General features: G+C 35.3%; 18 protein-coding genes and 1 pseudogene. 18 read left to right on the top strand and 1 reads right to left on the bottom strand.

What is annotated here, in order from left to right:
- Window positions 1-5 precede the first annotated feature (5 nt).
- The 10 genes and pseudogenes from QM382_RS02875 to QM382_RS02830 all read left to right on the top strand — a co-directional run bounded on the left by QM382_RS02875 (window position 6) and on the right by QM382_RS02830 (window position 8,168).
- Window positions 6-812 (top strand): hypothetical protein, encoded by an 807-nt coding sequence (locus tag QM382_RS02875; protein ID WP_414272373.1) that lies wholly within the window; start codon window positions 6-8, stop codon window positions 810-812.
- Window positions 812-925, top strand: a complete 114-nt coding sequence (locus QM382_RS02870; protein WP_414272372.1) for a DUF4176 domain-containing protein — start codon at window positions 812-814, stop codon at window positions 923-925. Before QM382_RS02875 ends, QM382_RS02870 begins: the two co-directional genes overlap by 1 nt.
- A gap of 44 nt (window positions 926-969) precedes the next feature.
- The gene (locus QM382_RS02865; RefSeq protein WP_414272371.1) at window positions 970-1,731 is read left to right on the top strand and encodes a hypothetical protein; all 762 of its coding nucleotides are present in this window, start codon (window positions 970-972) and stop codon (window positions 1,729-1,731) included.
- Window positions 1,732-1,896: 165 nt separating this feature from the next.
- Window positions 1,897-1,992 (top strand): annotated as a pseudogene (gene truB / locus QM382_RS02860) (tRNA pseudouridine(55) synthase TruB); the annotation flags it as partial.
- An 11-nt stretch (window positions 1,993-2,003) separates the two neighbouring features.
- Window positions 2,004-2,993: a hypothetical protein gene (locus QM382_RS02855; RefSeq protein WP_414272370.1), complete on the top strand. Its 990-nt coding sequence runs from the start codon at window positions 2,004-2,006 to the stop codon at window positions 2,991-2,993.
- Window positions 2,990-3,955, top strand: a complete 966-nt coding sequence (locus tag QM382_RS02850; protein WP_414272369.1) for a hypothetical protein — start codon at window positions 2,990-2,992, stop codon at window positions 3,953-3,955. The genes QM382_RS02855 and QM382_RS02850 overlap by 4 nt, the downstream gene beginning before the upstream one ends.
- A 216-nt stretch (window positions 3,956-4,171) precedes the next feature.
- Window positions 4,172-5,050, top strand: a complete 879-nt coding sequence (truB, locus tag QM382_RS02845; protein WP_414272463.1) for a tRNA pseudouridine(55) synthase TruB — start codon at window positions 4,172-4,174, stop codon at window positions 5,048-5,050.
- A gap of 194 nt (window positions 5,051-5,244) precedes the next feature.
- The gene (locus QM382_RS02840; protein ID WP_004252719.1) at window positions 5,245-5,736 is read left to right on the top strand and encodes a DUF536 domain-containing protein; all 492 of its coding nucleotides are present in this window, start codon (window positions 5,245-5,247) and stop codon (window positions 5,734-5,736) included.
- Between the two features lie 69 nt (window positions 5,737-5,805).
- Window positions 5,806-6,396: a 3'-5' exonuclease gene (locus tag QM382_RS02835; protein WP_414253570.1), complete on the top strand. Its 591-nt coding sequence runs from the start codon at window positions 5,806-5,808 to the stop codon at window positions 6,394-6,396.
- A gap of 8 nt (window positions 6,397-6,404) precedes the next feature.
- Complete coding sequence (locus QM382_RS02830) at window positions 6,405-8,168, top strand: glycerophosphoryl diester phosphodiesterase membrane domain-containing protein (RefSeq protein ID WP_414272368.1); 1,764 nt, start codon at window positions 6,405-6,407, stop codon at window positions 8,166-8,168.
- Window positions 8,169-8,214: 46 nt separating this feature from the next.
- Here QM382_RS02830 and QM382_RS02825 read toward each other — a convergent pair whose 3' ends face one another.
- On the bottom strand, window positions 8,215-8,514 hold the full coding sequence (locus tag QM382_RS02825) for a YbaB/EbfC family nucleoid-associated protein (protein WP_142557396.1): 300 nt from the start codon (window positions 8,512-8,514) through the stop codon (window positions 8,215-8,217).
- A gap of 320 nt (window positions 8,515-8,834) precedes the next feature.
- On the opposite strand from QM382_RS02825, the gene QM382_RS02820 reads away from it, so the two are divergent.
- The 8 genes from QM382_RS02820 to QM382_RS02785 all read left to right on the top strand — a co-directional run bounded on the left by QM382_RS02820 (window position 8,835) and on the right by QM382_RS02785 (window position 15,973).
- Window positions 8,835-9,542 carry a 2-C-methyl-D-erythritol 4-phosphate cytidylyltransferase gene (locus tag QM382_RS02820; protein WP_303405219.1) on the top strand — a complete coding sequence of 236 codons (708 nt, stop codon included), beginning with the start codon at window positions 8,835-8,837 and terminating at the stop codon, window positions 9,540-9,542.
- A 4-nt stretch (window positions 9,543-9,546) separates the two neighbouring features.
- The gene (locus QM382_RS02815) at window positions 9,547-10,569 is read left to right on the top strand and encodes a ribitol-5-phosphate dehydrogenase (RefSeq protein ID WP_414272367.1); all 1,023 of its coding nucleotides are present in this window, start codon (window positions 9,547-9,549) and stop codon (window positions 10,567-10,569) included.
- A gap of 6 nt (window positions 10,570-10,575) precedes the next feature.
- A complete protein-coding gene (locus tag QM382_RS02810) occupies window positions 10,576-11,442 on the top strand; it encodes a choline/ethanolamine kinase family protein (RefSeq protein WP_414272366.1) in 867 nt (288 codons plus the stop codon).
- Window positions 11,432-12,310 (top strand): DMT family transporter, encoded by an 879-nt coding sequence (locus QM382_RS02805; protein ID WP_414272365.1) that lies wholly within the window; start codon window positions 11,432-11,434, stop codon window positions 12,308-12,310. Before QM382_RS02810 ends, QM382_RS02805 begins: the two co-directional genes overlap by 11 nt.
- Window positions 12,311-12,322: 12 nt before the next feature.
- A complete protein-coding gene (locus QM382_RS02800) occupies window positions 12,323-13,012 on the top strand; it encodes a sugar phosphate nucleotidyltransferase (RefSeq protein ID WP_004252737.1) in 690 nt (229 codons plus the stop codon).
- A gap of 248 nt (window positions 13,013-13,260) precedes the next feature.
- Complete coding sequence (locus QM382_RS02795) at window positions 13,261-14,061, top strand: dihydroorotate dehydrogenase electron transfer subunit (protein ID WP_414272364.1); 801 nt, start codon at window positions 13,261-13,263, stop codon at window positions 14,059-14,061.
- Window positions 14,024-15,007 carry a dihydroorotate dehydrogenase gene (locus tag QM382_RS02790; protein ID WP_414272462.1) on the top strand — a complete coding sequence of 328 codons (984 nt, stop codon included), beginning with the start codon at window positions 14,024-14,026 and terminating at the stop codon, window positions 15,005-15,007. Before QM382_RS02795 ends, QM382_RS02790 begins: the two co-directional genes overlap by 38 nt.
- 54 nt (window positions 15,008-15,061) lie before the next feature.
- On the top strand, window positions 15,062-15,973 hold the full coding sequence (locus QM382_RS02785) for a bifunctional riboflavin kinase/FAD synthetase (protein ID WP_414272363.1): 912 nt from the start codon (window positions 15,062-15,064) through the stop codon (window positions 15,971-15,973).
- Window positions 15,974-16,135 lie beyond the last annotated feature (162 nt).

Below are 16,135 nucleotides of genomic sequence, written 5' to 3'. Positions count from 1 at the left end.
AATATATGAAATTAGAAAAAAAAATAGTCAGTTCAGCGACAGAAAACACTCTTCTACAAATAGAGACTGTTATTCTAATTAGTTCAGTTGTAGCAATAGCTATTGGAGCAATAGGAGTTTTTTTAGTATACCAACCTGATACCAAAATTTTGGGGGTGATATTTGCTTCACTGATGTGGATTCTAATCATCTGGATCTTATATCTACGTTTTATCCTAAACAAAGTTATTTATCTAATGTTAAACGATGCTATTAATCTTAAACTCTATGAAGACATGTTCAGGGTTCAATCAGAAAAATCTATTAAGCCCTTTAGGGCAACATATCGTGAGTATTGCCAATTTATCCAAGGTCAAGTGGCTTATCTAAAAGGAGATTTTCAAGCTGCCAAGGAAAATATGTCCAAATATGATTTGAAGAAAATTTGGAAGAGATTCAGGAACCATACATTTTTAATATCAACCTATGAGCTATTAAAAGTTTGCATTCATCTTCAAGATGCACAAGATATTGCTTTCTTTGAGGAACAATTGTCCAAGGCGCCAGATTTTAAAGGAGGCAAAGCTAAACTAGTCGCCCAAACTCAAGCCATAAAAGACATTGTGTTCAATAAAGAAGTGAACGACTACTTCGATACCACAGAACCAGAAAATAAGTTAGCTCGAATCATGTTCTCTTATTACGGCGCTCTCAATGCCCAATTAAAAGGAGATGAAGCTCGTGCCCGTGGTTTGTTTGAAAGCATCGCCCATGAAAATCCAGAACTCTTTTATGTTCAGGAAGCGAAAAAATATTTAGAAGGAGAAAACTAATGTCAGAACGTACGGCTTTACCGATTGGAAGTGTTGTTCGAGTGAGAGAAGGTGTAGAGCCTGTCATGATTGTTAATCATTGTCCAGTTACTGAAAAGCAGAGGCAAAAATGAAACTGGGACCATTTGGATTGGGCTTATCAATAGGGGGATAAAACATGGAAATACAATTAAAATTACGTGGAAACTCAGAAGGATTTATCCTTGAGTCAAAATTACCTGATGATGAACATTGGACTGAAAGAATTGAAATCGTTCAAGAAGAGGCAGGTTATCGTCTATATGCAAAAGATGTAGAAATTCTAGTCTTGAAAGTATCAGAATATATTTCTAAAAGAAAAAGAATAGTCGCAAGAGGGTTAAATAAGGATTTGATTTATTTTGAAGAAGAAAGATTTGAACATTTATGGGAACAAGCATACTGGCATGGAGTTTTTCAATTCAATTTAAATAACTATGAAATGACGTGTGTAGGTTCAGGTAGTAAAGGAGATATTTTACCTGTTACAAAAGATGGCATTCCGATTGCCGTTTATGCTGCAAGTAACATTGCAATTGCTGGAAAGAGAAACTTTTCTCTCTATACTGAAAATATTGACGAAATTGACAATTTACTGATATTTTACGTAATTGATTATATTAGGGGGTATGACTTTTTAGATATTGATTCTTTATCTGCAAGATATCGTTTCTTTTATCGATTCGATAAACGCTCAGCTATAACGAAGGAACATTTAGATATGCTTCCAGAGGAGAGAAGACCATCTAAGTTAGAGGCGTTTATCATTTATTTTTTATCAGCCTTCTTTGTTGTGGGTATCAGTTTGGTATCATTACGCCCTTTGTTCGCATTTTTAGTAGCAATACTGATACATTATATTTATACTATCATAAAGAATTGGAGAGACAGAGGTGAATAGTAGGGTATTTACCTATTGATTTATTATTGATACTGCATTAAAAGAAATATTAAAAAGGTGTCAATAGCCTAATTAAAGGCATGAGAGGATGGTTTAAATGATACTGGAACGCATTAAAAAACTGTATTATTCACATGATGAGAAAGAGAAATTAGAAAGCAAAAAATGAACGGTATTATAAACTTAAAAAAAGAAGCAGGGATGACCTCGCATGATGCAGTTTTTAAACTACGTAAGATTTTAGGAACTAAGAAAAAAGGAAAGAAAAAACAGTGAAAGATGTTGAAGAATTAAATAAAGCATATTTTAAAAGCTTAGCGAATACTCGCGCATCAGCAAGTATGATGGTTATTTCATGGACAGGAGTATTTATATTAGCACTAGAAATTTTCGCTTTTTATTACTATTTTGACACAGTTGCTATAATAAATCCATTTATGAATTGGTTCTTTGATTTACTCTTGATTTCTTGTTTCTACCTTATTATTGCATTTTTCATTCCATTAGTTGGTCTCTTTGTATATAAGAAGCAAATTTTGTCAACAATTTTTCTGCTACTAGTCTATATAGTCATATATTTTTCTCTGCAGTTGATGATGCTTTTAATTATAGTGACTTCTATTTCAACGAAGGAATTTACTATAGGATTCTCTCTATATTCTCCAATTTTTATTCCATTTTTAGTTATTTGTACAATTTTAAGTTTTATTTATCAGTATTTTTGGCTAAAAAGAGAGTTAAAAAAAGGTTTTTCTATCAATAGAACAATGGGTAATTATTTTGCAAAATCCAGTACTTATAGTAAGAACTCTCTTCTTATTATTTTTATAGTTTCTATGCTAGGTGGTCTTCTTTCAGGTAAATTGATACTTATTTTTGGAATTCTTGGAGCTCTTCTTTTCAGCTATGCATTTTCTCAATTGATTACAGAAGTTGTCTACCTTTTATACCTAAAAACTCAAAGCAAGGAGTATTGGGAAGATGTGCCTACGAAAAAAGAGACTTTTCGTGATTTATTTAAGGGTTTCAGTTTAAAGAAAGCAAAAATTCGTATCCCACTTGAAATAGTAGCTTTTGCAATATTATTAGGGATTATTAATTATAGTGGTTATTCAGATGAGAGCATTAAGCGACCTATTTGGCTGGTCTGGAGTGTCAAATTGTTCATCTATGCAATAGGACTGGATATTTTGGGGAGCTTTATTCTATCTATGATGAAAAGATTAAAAACTGGATTCAAAAAAGGAAAGAAAAAACAGTGAAAGAAGTTGAAGAATTAAATAAAGCATATTTTAAAAGCTTAGCGAATACTCGCGCATCTGCAAGTATGATGTTTATTTCGTTTACAGGAGCCTTCGCTTCGGCATTGTTTCTGCTTTTCCAATATTTTTATTTTGTTAAAGGCTACGGAATAAATCCTTTGGAAAATTACTTTTTTGATTTTGTTTTGATTTATGTTATTTATCTTGTCGTGGCAACATTTATTCCGCTAGGAATGACATTTATTTATCGTAGACAGATTTTATCAACCATATTATTACTTTTATCTTATATAGGTATTTTTTTATCCTTGATACTTATATCCTATATTATTCTTGTTTATTCAGGGACTAATTTGCAAGAATATAACTTACGTTCATTATACACCATTCCTTTTTTGTTAATCTGTACAGTTGTTGGTTTTGTTTATCACTATTTTTGGCTAAAAAGAGAGTTAAAAAAAGGTTTTTCTACCAATAGAACAATGGGTAATTATTTTGCGAAATCTAGTGCCCACAATAATAATTCTCTTCTCATTATTTTTACAGTTTCCATGCTAGGCGGTGTTCTTTCTGGTAAGTTTGCGCTAGTTTTAGGAATTCTAACAGCGGTACTTTTTAGCTATGGCTTCTCCCAACTGATCACAGAAGTCGCCTATCTTTTATATCTAAAAATTCAAAGCAAGGAGTATTGGGAAGATGTACCTAAGAAAAAAGAGACTTTTCGAAATTTATTTAAGGATTTCAGTTTGAAGAAAGCAAAGATTAGAATTTTCCTTGAGATTTTGTTTTGTTCAATATTCCTAGGTATTATGTATAATATAGGCTATTTTAGTCCTAGTTCATACACCCCCCTTTGGCTTATTTGGTTTGGGAGAATATTTATAATTTTGATAGGACTGGATATTTTGGGGAGCTTTATTCTATCTATGATGAAAAGATTAAAAACTGGATTCAAAAAATGAATTTAAAAAGTAGAATTAAACATTGAAAATCATTAATTTTATTACAAATAATTAAAATGGTTCATATTTAAACAGTTGGGAAACTCGTAACAATAGTAGTGATAGAAACCAATCATTTATGATACTTGTCAATCTAATACTGTTATAAATAATATAAAATGTAATTAGTTCGATTTAATTGAGCAAAAAATGAGAAAGGAAAATAGAAAGCAAGACATGAACGGTATTATCAACTTAAAGAAAGAAGCAGGGATGACCTCGCATGATGCAGTTTTTAAACTGCGTAAGATTTTAGGGACTAAGAAGATAGGCCATGGTGGCACTTTGGATCCGGATGTAGTGGGTGTTTTACCCATTGCTGTAGGGAAGGCGACTCGCATGGTAGAGTTCATGCAGGATGAAGGCAAGGTCTATGAGGGAGAAATCACATTAGGATATTCAACAACAACCGAAGACGCTAGTGGGGAAGTTGTTGCAGAAACTCCTGTTTTAGCTCCACTGGATGAAAAACTTGTCGATGAAGCGATTGCTAGTTTAACAGGTACTATCACCCAAGTTCCACCTATGTACTCAGCCGTTAAGGTCAATGGTCGTAAACTTTATGAGTATGCGCGTGCTGGTCAAGAAGTGGAGCGTCCAGAACGTCAGGTAACGATCTATAGTTTCGAAAGAACCAGTCCCATTTCCTATGTGGAGAATCTTGCTCGATTTAGCTTCCGTGTAAAATGTAGCAAAGGGACTTATATCCGTACCTTATCAGTTGACTTGGGAGAAAAACTTGGCTATTCAGCTCATATGTCTCATTTAACAAGGACCAGTGCTGCAGGCTTGCAGTTAGATGATGCTTTGACCTTGAATGAAATTGAGGAAAAGGTTCAAGCTGGTGAGTTAGATTTTCTTCATCCATTGGAGATTGGGACAGGTGACTTAGTCAAAGTTTATTTGACTCCAGAACAGGCTGAAGAAGTGCGTTTTGGTCGCTTTATTGAATTGGAACAAACTGAGAAGGAATTGGCTGGCTTTGAAGGTGATAAATTACTAGCAATTTTAGAGAAACGAGAACATCTTTACAAACCGAGAAAGGTTTTCTCTTAATTATTTGACGAATTAATGATTTTTATCTACTAGTCCGAAGATGAGATTTTCTCATCTTTTTAAAATATTTGAAGATAAATAGATTTAAAATTTTATGTCTTAAAAAACCATTGAAAATACAGTGTTATTTGACAGTTTGAATTACTTATGATAAGATTTAATTTAAGAAAAGCTAGAGAAAAATAGAGGATATTATGAGTATTGAAATGACTGTCAGTGAGATTGCTGAGGTCTTGGGACTATCCCGACAAGCAATCAATAATCGTGTCAAAGAATTACCTGAAGAAGATATTACAAAAAACGACAAAGGTGTTACTGTAGTTACTCGCAGTGGATTGATCAAACTTGAAGAAATCTACAAAAAGACTATCTTTGAAGATGAACCAGTTAGTGATGAAGTTAAGCAACGAGAACTCATGGAAATTCTTGTTGATGAAAAGAACGCTGAAATCATCCGTCTTTATGAACAACTGAAAGCAAAAGACAAGCAACTGGCTGAAAAAGATGAACAGATGCGTGTTAAAGACCGCCAAATTGCTGAAAAAGATAAGCAATTGGATCAACAACAACAGTTAACCCTTCAAGCAATGAAGGATCAAGAAACACTTCAGTTGGAGTTGGATCAAGCTAAGCAAGAAGTACAAGCATCGAAGAAAGGCTTCTTTGCTCGCTTATTTGGAAAATAAGAAAAAACTGCTTGGTTTCTATAAATAGACCAGGTGGTTTCTTTTTACAAATCAATAAGGAATGATAAGATGGAAACAGTAAGAGATTATATCTCATTTGACTTAGAATTCAACAAACACCAAGATAAGACTCATTTGATTCAGGTATCGGCAGTGCACTTTAAAGATGGTGAAGAGGTAGAAGCGTTTGACTCTTATGTTCACTCCGATGTACCTTTAAAGAGTTTTATTAATGGTTTGACTGGTATTACTTCAGAGATACTCAAGGATGCCCCAAAGGTAGAAGAAGTCCTCCAAAAATTTCAAGATTTTGTTGGTGATTTACCCCTTGTTGGTTATAATGCAGCAAAGAGTGATTTACCGATTTTACTAGAACATGGTTTGGACTATCGAGAACAATATTTTGTCGATCTCTACAATGAGGCACTTGAGCGACGTAGTTCTGATCTGCATGGAATTGCTAATCTAAAATTACAAACTGTGGCTAATTTTCTAGGTTTTAAAGGGCGATCTCATAATAGTTTAGAGGATGCTCGTATGACTGCTCGAGTGTATGAAGCTTTTCTTGAGTCTGATGAGAGTAGGCTGTTACTCAATTCTCAGAGTAGTCTCAATTCGAATCCATTTGATGCCTTAGATCTATCACAGTTTTTTGATTAGGAGATTTTATGAAACCTGAAAAACCGAAAAAATTGGGTTTTAAAAAGATTTACCTAAATCTAGATAAAATCCTCTTTCTATTCTTTCTAATCTTTATGTTGGTTGACTATATCTGGTTGCCATTAAACTCAGTGATAGCTGGATTTTTGCTAAGTCAGACTGGATATTTGTTTATTTCCTACAACAATATTTTTGAGATTATAAAAAACGCACCTATAGTCAGTCTTGGCTTCGTAATCTTAATAGCCATCAATCTGCTGGTAGCCTATTTTCAACTTAGTATTCTCTTTATTGGAGCTCGCCACCTCCTATATCACGAAAAAAGAACTCTTATAGAATACAGTCGAAAAGTATTTCGTGAAAGCCTTGCTTTTATGAAGGAATTGACTATTTCAAAAGCTTTGTTCATCTTTATATTTGTAGCAATGCTATTTCCGTTTATCAGAAAGATATTTAAGATTTATTATTTCAATAAAATCGTAATTCCAGAGTTTATTCAAACCTACATGGAAGATAAGTACTGGATGTGGTGGGTAGCCATTATTATCTTATCACTCTTATTCTTCTATGTTTCAGTTCGCTTGATATTCACTCTGCCCAAGGTCTTTTATGAAAAGATGACGGTTAAGGAAGCAATCATTTATAGTTTGGATAAAACTAAAGATCACTTTTGGTTTTACGCTTGGCATTTATTCTTAATTATTGTAAAAACCAATCTATTTTTCTATCTTCCTCTCATCCCAATATTATCTACTCAGTATATAGTGGATAGCCTTACTCGGAGAGAGTCTCTGGTTCTAGCTATTTTGAATTTTGTTCTTATCAAGAATTTCCACTATATGGCATTAACCTATTTCCTTGTGAAATTTACGTCCTTCCTAACAGGAGAAGAACTTGATATTATGCCAAGACGCGAGAAGGACCATATCATGAGGTGGGGTGTTATGGTGTGTGCATGTATCTTTTTTGCGATTGAAGGCTATAATTATCTAGAAGCTCCTGTAGTCAATCCACCACTTGTGATTTCACACCGTGGTGTATCAAATGGCAATGGTGTACAAAATACCATTCAATCCCTAGAAAAAACATCTCAATTAAAACCAGATTTAATCGAGATGGATATACAGGAAACAAAGGATGGACAATTTGTCATGATGCATGATGCGAATCTTAGAGGATTAGCTGGTATCAATAAAACACCACAAGATTTGACCTTAGAAGAGTTAAAGCAGATTGACATTCATGAGAATGGTTATGATACAAAGATTTCAAGTTTCGATGATTATCTAACTCGCGCAAATGAACTGCATCAGAAACTACTCATTGAAATTAAGACTAGCCACAAAGATAGTCCGCAGATGATGGAACATTTTCTAGAAAAATACGGTGCAAAAATTAAGGTTTATGGTCATCAAATGCAATCCTTGGATTATAAGGTTATTGAAAAAGTAAGAGAGTATGACAAGGATATTCCTGTTTACTTTATTCTTCCCTATAATTCTGTTTTTCCTAGAACGGTTGCGACAGGCTACACAATGGAGTACTCTACTTTGGATGAATATTTTGTCACGAAACTATGGAATACTGAGCAAAAACTCTATGTATGGACAATCAATAGTTCCGAATCTTTTAATAAGTCTTTTCACCTAGGTGTTGACGGAATGATTACGGATGATTTGGAAAACATAAAAGAAGAATTAGTAACTGCTCAGGAAGATCCTGAATATAGTGACTTATTGCTAAATAAAGCAAATGAGTTCTTTGCTTATTAACATAAATTAAAAGAGGCTGTAAACCAGCCTCTTTTTGAGAATATAATTAAAATGGTAACTTACCAGCAAATGCTCCAAGTTTCTTTTTAGTAGTTTCATCAATTTGTTCAAGAGCAGCATTGAGCGCTTGAACAGTCATATCTGAAAGTGTTTCAATATCCTCAGCATCCACAACTGCTGGATCGAAATCAATTTTTACGACTTTTTTATCACCTGTTAAGGTAGCAGTTACAAGGTTTTGAGCAGAAGTCCCAACAAATTCTGTGGCAGCCAATTCAGCTTGGCTTTGCTCCATTTGTTTTTGAAGTTTTTGAGCTTGACGCATCATGTTTTGCATATTCATCATGGCGGTAGTTAGTTTCCTTTTCTTTTATTTTCCATTTTATTTTAACAATTTTAATTGGAAAAGTCTAATTAAAATTTCAGGTTCTCTATACATATCAACCAATGATTTAAGGTTTCTTTAAGCTTTCTATATTATTCTGAAAAACTCTATTTTAATCGAGAAATAAGAATGCAAGGATTAAATTTTTTAATGTTCAAAACCTAAAGTGCTCTCGCCATCAGTTTCTAAATGGAGAGAACTAGTATTTATTTCAAGATAACGCTAGATTATGATATAATAGTAAGGAATGAGTTTTTAGAACAAACTAAAGGAGAATCGATATGATTTACGCTGGAATTTTAGCAGGTGGAACCGGCACGCGCATGGGTATTAGTAACCTACCCAAACAATTTCTTGAGTTGGGAGATCGCCCAATCTTGATTCATACAATTGAAAAATTTGTCTTAGAGCCAAGTATCGAAAAGATTGTGGTTGGAGTTCACGGAGACTGGGTAACACACGCAGAAGATTTAGTTGAAAAATTCCTTCCACTCCACAAGGATCGTATCATCATCACAAAAGGTGGGGCGGATCGTAATTCTAGTATTGAAAAGATTATTGAAGCTATCGATGCTTATCGTCCAATCACTGAAGATGATATCGTGGTCACACATGACTCAGTTCGTCCTTTTATCACACTTCGAATGATTCAAGATAACATTGTTCTTGCACAAAATCATGATGCTGTTGATACTGTAGTTGAAGCTGTGGATACTATTGTTGAAAGTACAAATGGTCAGTTTATCACAGACATTCCAAATCGTGCGCATCTCTATCAAGGGCAAACTCCACAAACCTTCCGTTGTAAGGACTTTATTGATTTGTATGGTTCTTTATCAGCAGAAGAAAAAGAAATTTTAACAGATGCATGTAAGATCTTTGTCATTAAGGGCAAAGATGTAGCCTTGGCTAAAGGTGAATACTCAAACCTTAAAATTACAACAGTTACAGACTTGAAGATTGCTAAAAGCATGATTGAGAAAGACTAGAGACATGATTAATCAAATTTATCAACTGACAAAACCAAAGTTTATTAATATTAAATACCAGGAAGAAGAAATTGATCAAGAGAATCATATTCTCATCCGACCAAACTATATGGCTGTTTGTCATGCGGATCAGCGCTATTATCAAGGTAAACGAGATCCAAAAATTTTAGCCCAAAAACTACCTATGGCTATGATTCATGAATCTTGTGGTACAGTCATTTCTGACCCAACCGGTACCTACAAAGTTGGTCAGAAGATTGTTATGATTCCAAATCAACCACCTATGCAAAGTGATGAGGAATTCTACGAAAATTACATGACTGGAACATATTTCCTTTCAAGTGGTTATGATGGGTTTATGCGAGAATTTGTATCTCTACCTAAGGATCGTGTGGTAGCTTACGAAGATATCGAAGATACAGTTGCCGCCATTACAGAGTTTGTCAGTGTGGGCATGCATGCTATGAATCGTTTCATGACGGTATCTCACAGCAGACGTCAACGAATTGCTGTCATTGGTGATGGAAGCCTAGCTTTTGTCATGGCTAATATTATCAACTACACTTTGCCTGAAGCTGAGATTATTGTTATCGGTCGTCACTGGGAAAAGTTAGAACTCTTCTCATTTGCAAAAGAGCTCTACATTACGGATAGCATTCCAGAAAATCTTAGTTTTGACCATGGTTTCGAATGCTGTGGTGGTGATGGATGCGGGCCTGCTATTAATGACTTGATTCGTTACATCAAACCACAAGGCACCATTTTGATGATGGGTGTTAGTGAGTATAAGGTCAACATCAACACTCGGGATTCATTGGAAAAAGGCTTGTTACTAGTCGGCTCTTCACGTTCAGGAAGAATTGACTTTGAAAATGCTATCCAAATGATGGAAATTAAAAAATTTGCCAATCGTTTGAAGAATATCATTTATCTAGAAGAACCAGTCAGAGAAATTAAAGATATTCACCGAGTTTTTGCAACTGACTTAAATACCGCATTTAAGACAGTCTTTAAGTGGGAAGTATAATGGAGGATGATTGTGAAGGAAATCGTTAAAGCAAAGATTGCTCCCTTATTGTCAGCTGATGAAGAAATTCAGAGCGTTGAACAATTGGGGGGGATGACCAATCAAAACTATTTGGTTAAGACAACCTCAAACCAGTACATCGTTAAGTTTTTCGGTAAAGGTACTGATAAATTAATCGACCGCCAGAATGAAAAGTACAATCTTGAGTTGTTGAAAGATTTAAAATTAGATGTAGAAAATTATCTTTTTGATATCGAAGCAGGTATCAAGGTTAATCAATACATTGAAAATGCTGAGACACTTGATTCAGCTACCATAAAAACCAAATTTGAAAAAATTGCTCCAATTCTACAAACGATCCATGCTTCTGGTAAAGAATTAAAAGGAGAGTTTGCTCCTTTTGAGGAAATCAAAAAATATGAATCATTGATTCAAGGGGAAATTTCTTATCCAAACTATGAAGCTGTCAGAAAATCAGTTCTTTCTTTAAAAAATGAGCTTGAAAAAATTGGTATTGAGAAGAAATCATGTCATATTGATTTGGTTCCAGAAAACTTTATTGAAGGACCAGATGGACATCTTTATCTGATTGATTGGGAATATTCTTCCATGAACGACCCTATGTGGGACCTTGCAGCACTCTTTTTAGAATCTGAATTTACACCGGAAGAAGAGGCAGACTTTCTAGCTTATTACGAGGGTGATAAGACTCCTGTTTCGAGAGAGAAGATCCGCATTTATAAAATATTGCAAGACATTATTTGGAGTCTCTGGACTATCTACAAAGAAGAAAATGGTGCAGATTTCGGAGATTATGGCATTTCTCGATACAATAGAGCTGTAAAAGAGTTGAGAGGTAATTATGAAAACTAAAAATGGAGTTTCTTTTGGACTTATCTCAGGTATTTTTTGGGGTTTAGGGCTAACCATTAGTGCCTATATCTTCTCTATATTTACTGACCTATCACCTTTTGTAGTAGCAGCAGCACACGACTTTCTGAGTATTTTTATCCTGCTAGGATATCTTCTAGTTAAAGAAGGAAAGATACGTTTTTCAATCTTCTTGAACATTCGAAATGTTAGTGTTATTATCGGAGCACTTTTGGCTGGACCAATTGGCATGCAGGCCAATCTCTATGCAGTCAAGTATATCGGTAGTTCATTAGCATCCTCTGTTTCAGCGATTTATCCTGCAGTCTCAGTCTTGCTTGCCTTCTTTATTCTTAAGCATAAGGTTTCGAAGAATACAGTGTTTGGTATTTTGTTAATCATTGCAGGCATTATTGCTCAGACTTACAAGGTTGAACAAGTTAATTCCTTCTATATCGGAATACTCTGTGCCTTGATTTGTGCGCTTGCTTGGGGAAGTGAAAGTGTTCTGAGCTCCTTTGCTATGGAAAGTGAACTCAGTGAACTCGAAGCACTCTTGATACGACAAGTCACATCTTTCTTGTCCTATCTTGTCATTGTTCTCTTCTCGCATCATTCATTTGCGGAAGTGGCAAATGGTCAATTGTTTGGTTTATTGATAGTCTTTGCAGCATGTAATATGATCTCTTACCTTGCCTACTACATTGCTATCAATCGATTGCAGCCAGCAAAAGCTACTGGATTAAATGTGAGTTATGTAGTATGGACTGTTTTGTTTGCAGCAATTTTCTTGGGTTCGCCCCTTAATTTGCTGACCATCATTACTTCCCTTATCGTAATGGCTGGTGTTTACATTATTATTAAAGAATAAAGGAGAAAGCGCGTGAAAGCGATTATCTTAGCAGCTGGCTTGGGAACACGTTTGAGACCCATGACAGAAAATACTCCCAAAGCCTTGGTTAAAGTCAATCAAAAACCATTGGTTGAATATCAAATCGAATTTTTGAAAGAACGTGGAATTGATGACATTATCATCGTTGTCGGTTATTTAAAAGAACAATTCGACTATCTTAAAGAAAAGTACGGGGTTCGTTTGGTCTTCAACGATAAGTATGCTGATTACAATAACTTTTACTCTCTTTACTTGGTAAAAGAAGAATTAGCCAACAGCTATGTTATCGATGCGGATAACTATCTTTTCAAAAATATGTTCCGTAATGATATCGAACGTTCAACTTATTTCAGTGTTTATCGTGAAGATTGTGATAATGAGTGGTTTCTAGTTTACGGAGATGATTACAAAGTTCAAGATATCATTGTAGATAGCAAAAATGGACGCATCTTGAGTGGTGTATCATTCTGGGATGCTCCAACAGCTGAGAAAATTGTTGGATTTATTGACAAGGCATATGCAAGTGGCGAGTTTGTGGACCTCTATTGGGATAACATGGTCAAAGATAATATCAAAGAACTAGATGTATATGTTGAAGAGTTGGAAGAAAACTCTATCTATGAAATCGACAGTGTAAAAGATTATCAAAAATTAGAAAAGATTCTTTCTTCACAAAAATAAGCGACTTTTATGAACTGATACCTTACCTATTTTTACTTGACTTTTTATGTTTGATACAGTATACTAGTGAAAATTTAACCTTTAAGGGCAGTCCAGAGAGACTCACAAGGTGTCAGAGAAAAGAAGCTACAATGGAAACAAGTAAGCAAGTGCTTATTTGCTACTTTTGTGTAAATATCTTAACTGAAACCTTGCAAGTGCAAGGTTTTTCTTTATCTGATCCCCTTAAAATTTAAGGAGGAAAGGTTATGAATCCAAATTGTAAAAAACGAATGGGTGCCATTCGCTTGGAAGTTATGAGAGTTGTATCTCAGGAGGAAATCGCGCCAGCAATCTTTGAGCTTGTACTTGAAGGAGAAATGGTCGAAGCTATGAAAGCGGGCCAATTTCTTCATTTGCGTGTACCTGATGATGCCCATCTCTTACGTCGTCCAATTTCGATTTCATCAATAGATAAGGCGGCTAAGCAATGCAGACTTATCTATCGAGTTGAAGGATCAGGGACAGCAATCTTTTCAACCTTAAAAACAGGTGATAGCATAGATGTTATGGGACCTCAAGGAAATGGCTTTGATTTATCTGATTTAGACAAGCAGAATCGTGTTCTTATAGTTGGTGGTGGAATCGGAGTGCCTCCCTTACTCGAAGTAGCTAAACAACTGAATGAGCGTGGTGTTGAAATAACAACTGTTTTAGGATTCGCTACTAAAGATGCTGTTATTTTGGAAGATGAATTATCCAGATTTAGTCAGGTTTTTGTAACGACTGATGATGGTTCTTATGGTATTAAAGGAAATGTATCAGTAGTGATTAATGAATTTGACACAGAATTTGATGCAATCTACTCATGCGGTGCGCCTGGTATGATGAAATACATTAATCAAACATTTTACGACCATCCAAGAGCTTACCTATCCCTAGAATCTCGTATGGCTTGTGGCATGGGGGCTTGCTACGCTTGCGTACTGAAAGTACCAGATAGTGAAACAGTTAGTCAACGTGTGTGTGAAGATGGGCCTGTATTTAAAACAGGAACTGTTGTTTTATAAGGAGAGTGTCATGACTACAAATCGATTACAAGTCTCTCTACCAGGCTTAGAACTAAAGAATCCTATCATTCCTGCTTCAGGCTGTTTTGGTTTCGGACAAGAGTATGCCAAATACTATGATTTGGATCTCTTGGGCTCTATCATGATTAAGGCTACAACCCTTGAACCACGTTTTGGTAATCCAACTCCTCGAGTGGCTGAAACACCTGCTGGTATGCTGAATGCCATTGGTCTACAAAATCCTGGTTTAGATGTCGTACTCTCTGAAAAGTTACCTTGGTTGCAAAGGGAATATCCGAATCTTCCAATCATTGCCAATGTTGCTGGATTCTCAAAGCAAGAATACGCAGCAGTTTCTAGTGGTATTTCCAAGGCACCTAACGTGAAAGCCATTGAGCTCAATATTTCTTGTCCAAACGTCGATCATGGGAATCACGGACTTTTGATTGGGCAAGACCCAGATTTAGCTTATGATGTAGTAAAAGCAGCCGTAGGGGCATCATCAGTTCCTGTCTATGTAAAATTAACGCCTAGTGTGACGGATATCGTGACTATTGCAAAAGCAGTAGAAGATGCTGGTGCTAGTGGTCTCACTATGATCAATACCCTTGTTGGTATGCGCTTTGATCTCAAAACTAGAAAACCAATCATTGCCAATGGTACTGGTGGAATGTCTGGTCCTGCAGTCTTTCCGGTAGCTCTTAAACTAATACGTCAAGTAGCTCAAACAACTAATCTTCCAATCATTGGTATGGGAGGAGTTGATTCAGCTGAATCCGCTATAGAAATGTATTTGGCGGGTGCGTCAGCAATAGGAGTCGGTACAGCAAACTTTACCAATCCTTATGCCTGTCCTGATATCATTGATAACCTACCAAAAGTCATGGACAAATATCACATCGAAACTCTGGAGCAATTGAGAAAAGAAGTAAAAAGTAGCTTATAGTTTTTTAAATTCGTAATATTTTGAATGCCTTCTTCTTTTTGGTATAATATGACTATGATTGTAACAATACCTATAAAAACTGAAAAAGACATTGCAACACCAGGACCAACAGTCCTTGTTTTAGGATATTTTGATGGTATCCACCTTGGACATCAAAAATTATTTAGTATTGCTAGTGAAATTGCTGCAAAGAAGAGATTGAGTGTTGCTTTAATTACCTTTCATGAATCACCAAAATTAACCTTAAAACCCTATTCACCAGAAAATTTACTTCATATCCTGAATGCAGAAGAACGTGAACGTAAGTTTAAACGTGCTGGTGTTGAAAATCTTTATTTAATGGACTTCTCAAGTCGTATCGCTAATATGACAGCTCAAGAATTTGTAGATACCTTTGTCAAAGAAGTTAAAGCAGATACCATTGTAGTTGGATTTGACTATAGTCTAGGTTCAGATAGAAAATCAGCTGAAGACTTAAAAGAAATCTTTGATGGAGAAGTAGTCGTAGTACCTCCTGTAGAAGATGAAAAAGGGAAGATTAGCTCTACACGTATTCGACAAGCGATCCTTGAAGGGAATGTGAAAGAAGCTGGTCAGTTACTAGGAAGTCCACTTCCTACAAGAGGAATAGTCGTACACGGCAATGCTCGTGGTCGAACAATCGGCTATCCAACTGCCAATCTGGTGCTCTTGGACCGTACTTATATGCCGGCAGATGGTGTCTATACTGTTGATATCGAAATCAAGAGAAAACTTTATCGAGGGATGGCAAGTGTCGGTAAGAATGTCACCTTCGATGGGGAAGAAGAACGTTTTGAAGTGAATATCTTTGATTTTGATGAAGATATTTATGGCGAAACAGTGACCGTCTATTGGTTAGATCGTATCCGAAATATGGTAAAATTTGATAGTGTTGAACAACTGGTCAAACAACTCAAAGAAGATGAAAAAGCTGCAAGAAAATAGAATTTGAAATAATAGGAGAGTTTGAGATTATCTCAAGCTCTTTTTTTGAAATATCATATATTATTTTTTGATAAGCGCTTTCTTTCCTTGTCTAATAGCATTTGTATTAAAGATTATTATTGAAATTTATAGGAATTTTTGCTATAATTTAATCATCAAACT

It is taken from the genome of Streptococcus infantis, assembly GCF_047465185.1.
GTDB classification, from domain to species: Bacteria; Bacillota; Bacilli; order Lactobacillales; family Streptococcaceae; genus Streptococcus; species Streptococcus infantis_O.
This window is presented reverse-complemented; position numbering and strand designations above follow the sequence as displayed.

Coding starts and splice junctions, on each gene's coding strand:
- QM382_RS02785 (WP_414272363.1), top strand. CDS start 15,062: ATGATTGTAACAATACCTATAAAAACTGAAAAAGACATTGCAACACCA.
- QM382_RS02840 (WP_004252719.1), top strand. CDS start 5,245: ATGAGTATTGAAATGACTGTCAGTGAGATTGCTGAGGTCTTGGGACTA.
- QM382_RS02810 (WP_414272366.1), top strand. CDS start 10,576: ATGATTGTGAAGGAAATCGTTAAAGCAAAGATTGCTCCCTTATTGTCA.
- QM382_RS02870 (WP_414272372.1), top strand. CDS start 812: ATGTCAGAACGTACGGCTTTACCGATTGGAAGTGTTGTTCGAGTGAGA.
- QM382_RS02815 (WP_414272367.1), top strand. CDS start 9,547: ATGATTAATCAAATTTATCAACTGACAAAACCAAAGTTTATTAATATT.
- QM382_RS02790 (WP_414272462.1), top strand. CDS start 14,024: ATGGGCCTGTATTTAAAACAGGAACTGTTGTTTTATAAGGAGAGTGTC.
- QM382_RS02820 (WP_303405219.1), top strand. CDS start 8,835: ATGATTTACGCTGGAATTTTAGCAGGTGGAACCGGCACGCGCATGGGT.
- QM382_RS02825 (WP_142557396.1), bottom strand. CDS start 8,514: ATGATGAATATGCAAAACATGATGCGTCAAGCTCAAAAACTTCAAAAA.
- QM382_RS02865 (WP_414272371.1), top strand. CDS start 970: ATGGAAATACAATTAAAATTACGTGGAAACTCAGAAGGATTTATCCTT.
- QM382_RS02875 (WP_414272373.1), top strand. CDS start 6: ATGAAATTAGAAAAAAAAATAGTCAGTTCAGCGACAGAAAACACTCTT.
- QM382_RS02805 (WP_414272365.1), top strand. CDS start 11,432: ATGAAAACTAAAAATGGAGTTTCTTTTGGACTTATCTCAGGTATTTTT.
- QM382_RS02835 (WP_414253570.1), top strand. CDS start 5,806: ATGGAAACAGTAAGAGATTATATCTCATTTGACTTAGAATTCAACAAA.
- truB (WP_414272463.1), top strand. CDS start 4,172: ATGAACGGTATTATCAACTTAAAGAAAGAAGCAGGGATGACCTCGCAT.
- QM382_RS02795 (WP_414272364.1), top strand. CDS start 13,261: ATGAATCCAAATTGTAAAAAACGAATGGGTGCCATTCGCTTGGAAGTT.
- QM382_RS02830 (WP_414272368.1), top strand. CDS start 6,405: ATGAAACCTGAAAAACCGAAAAAATTGGGTTTTAAAAAGATTTACCTA.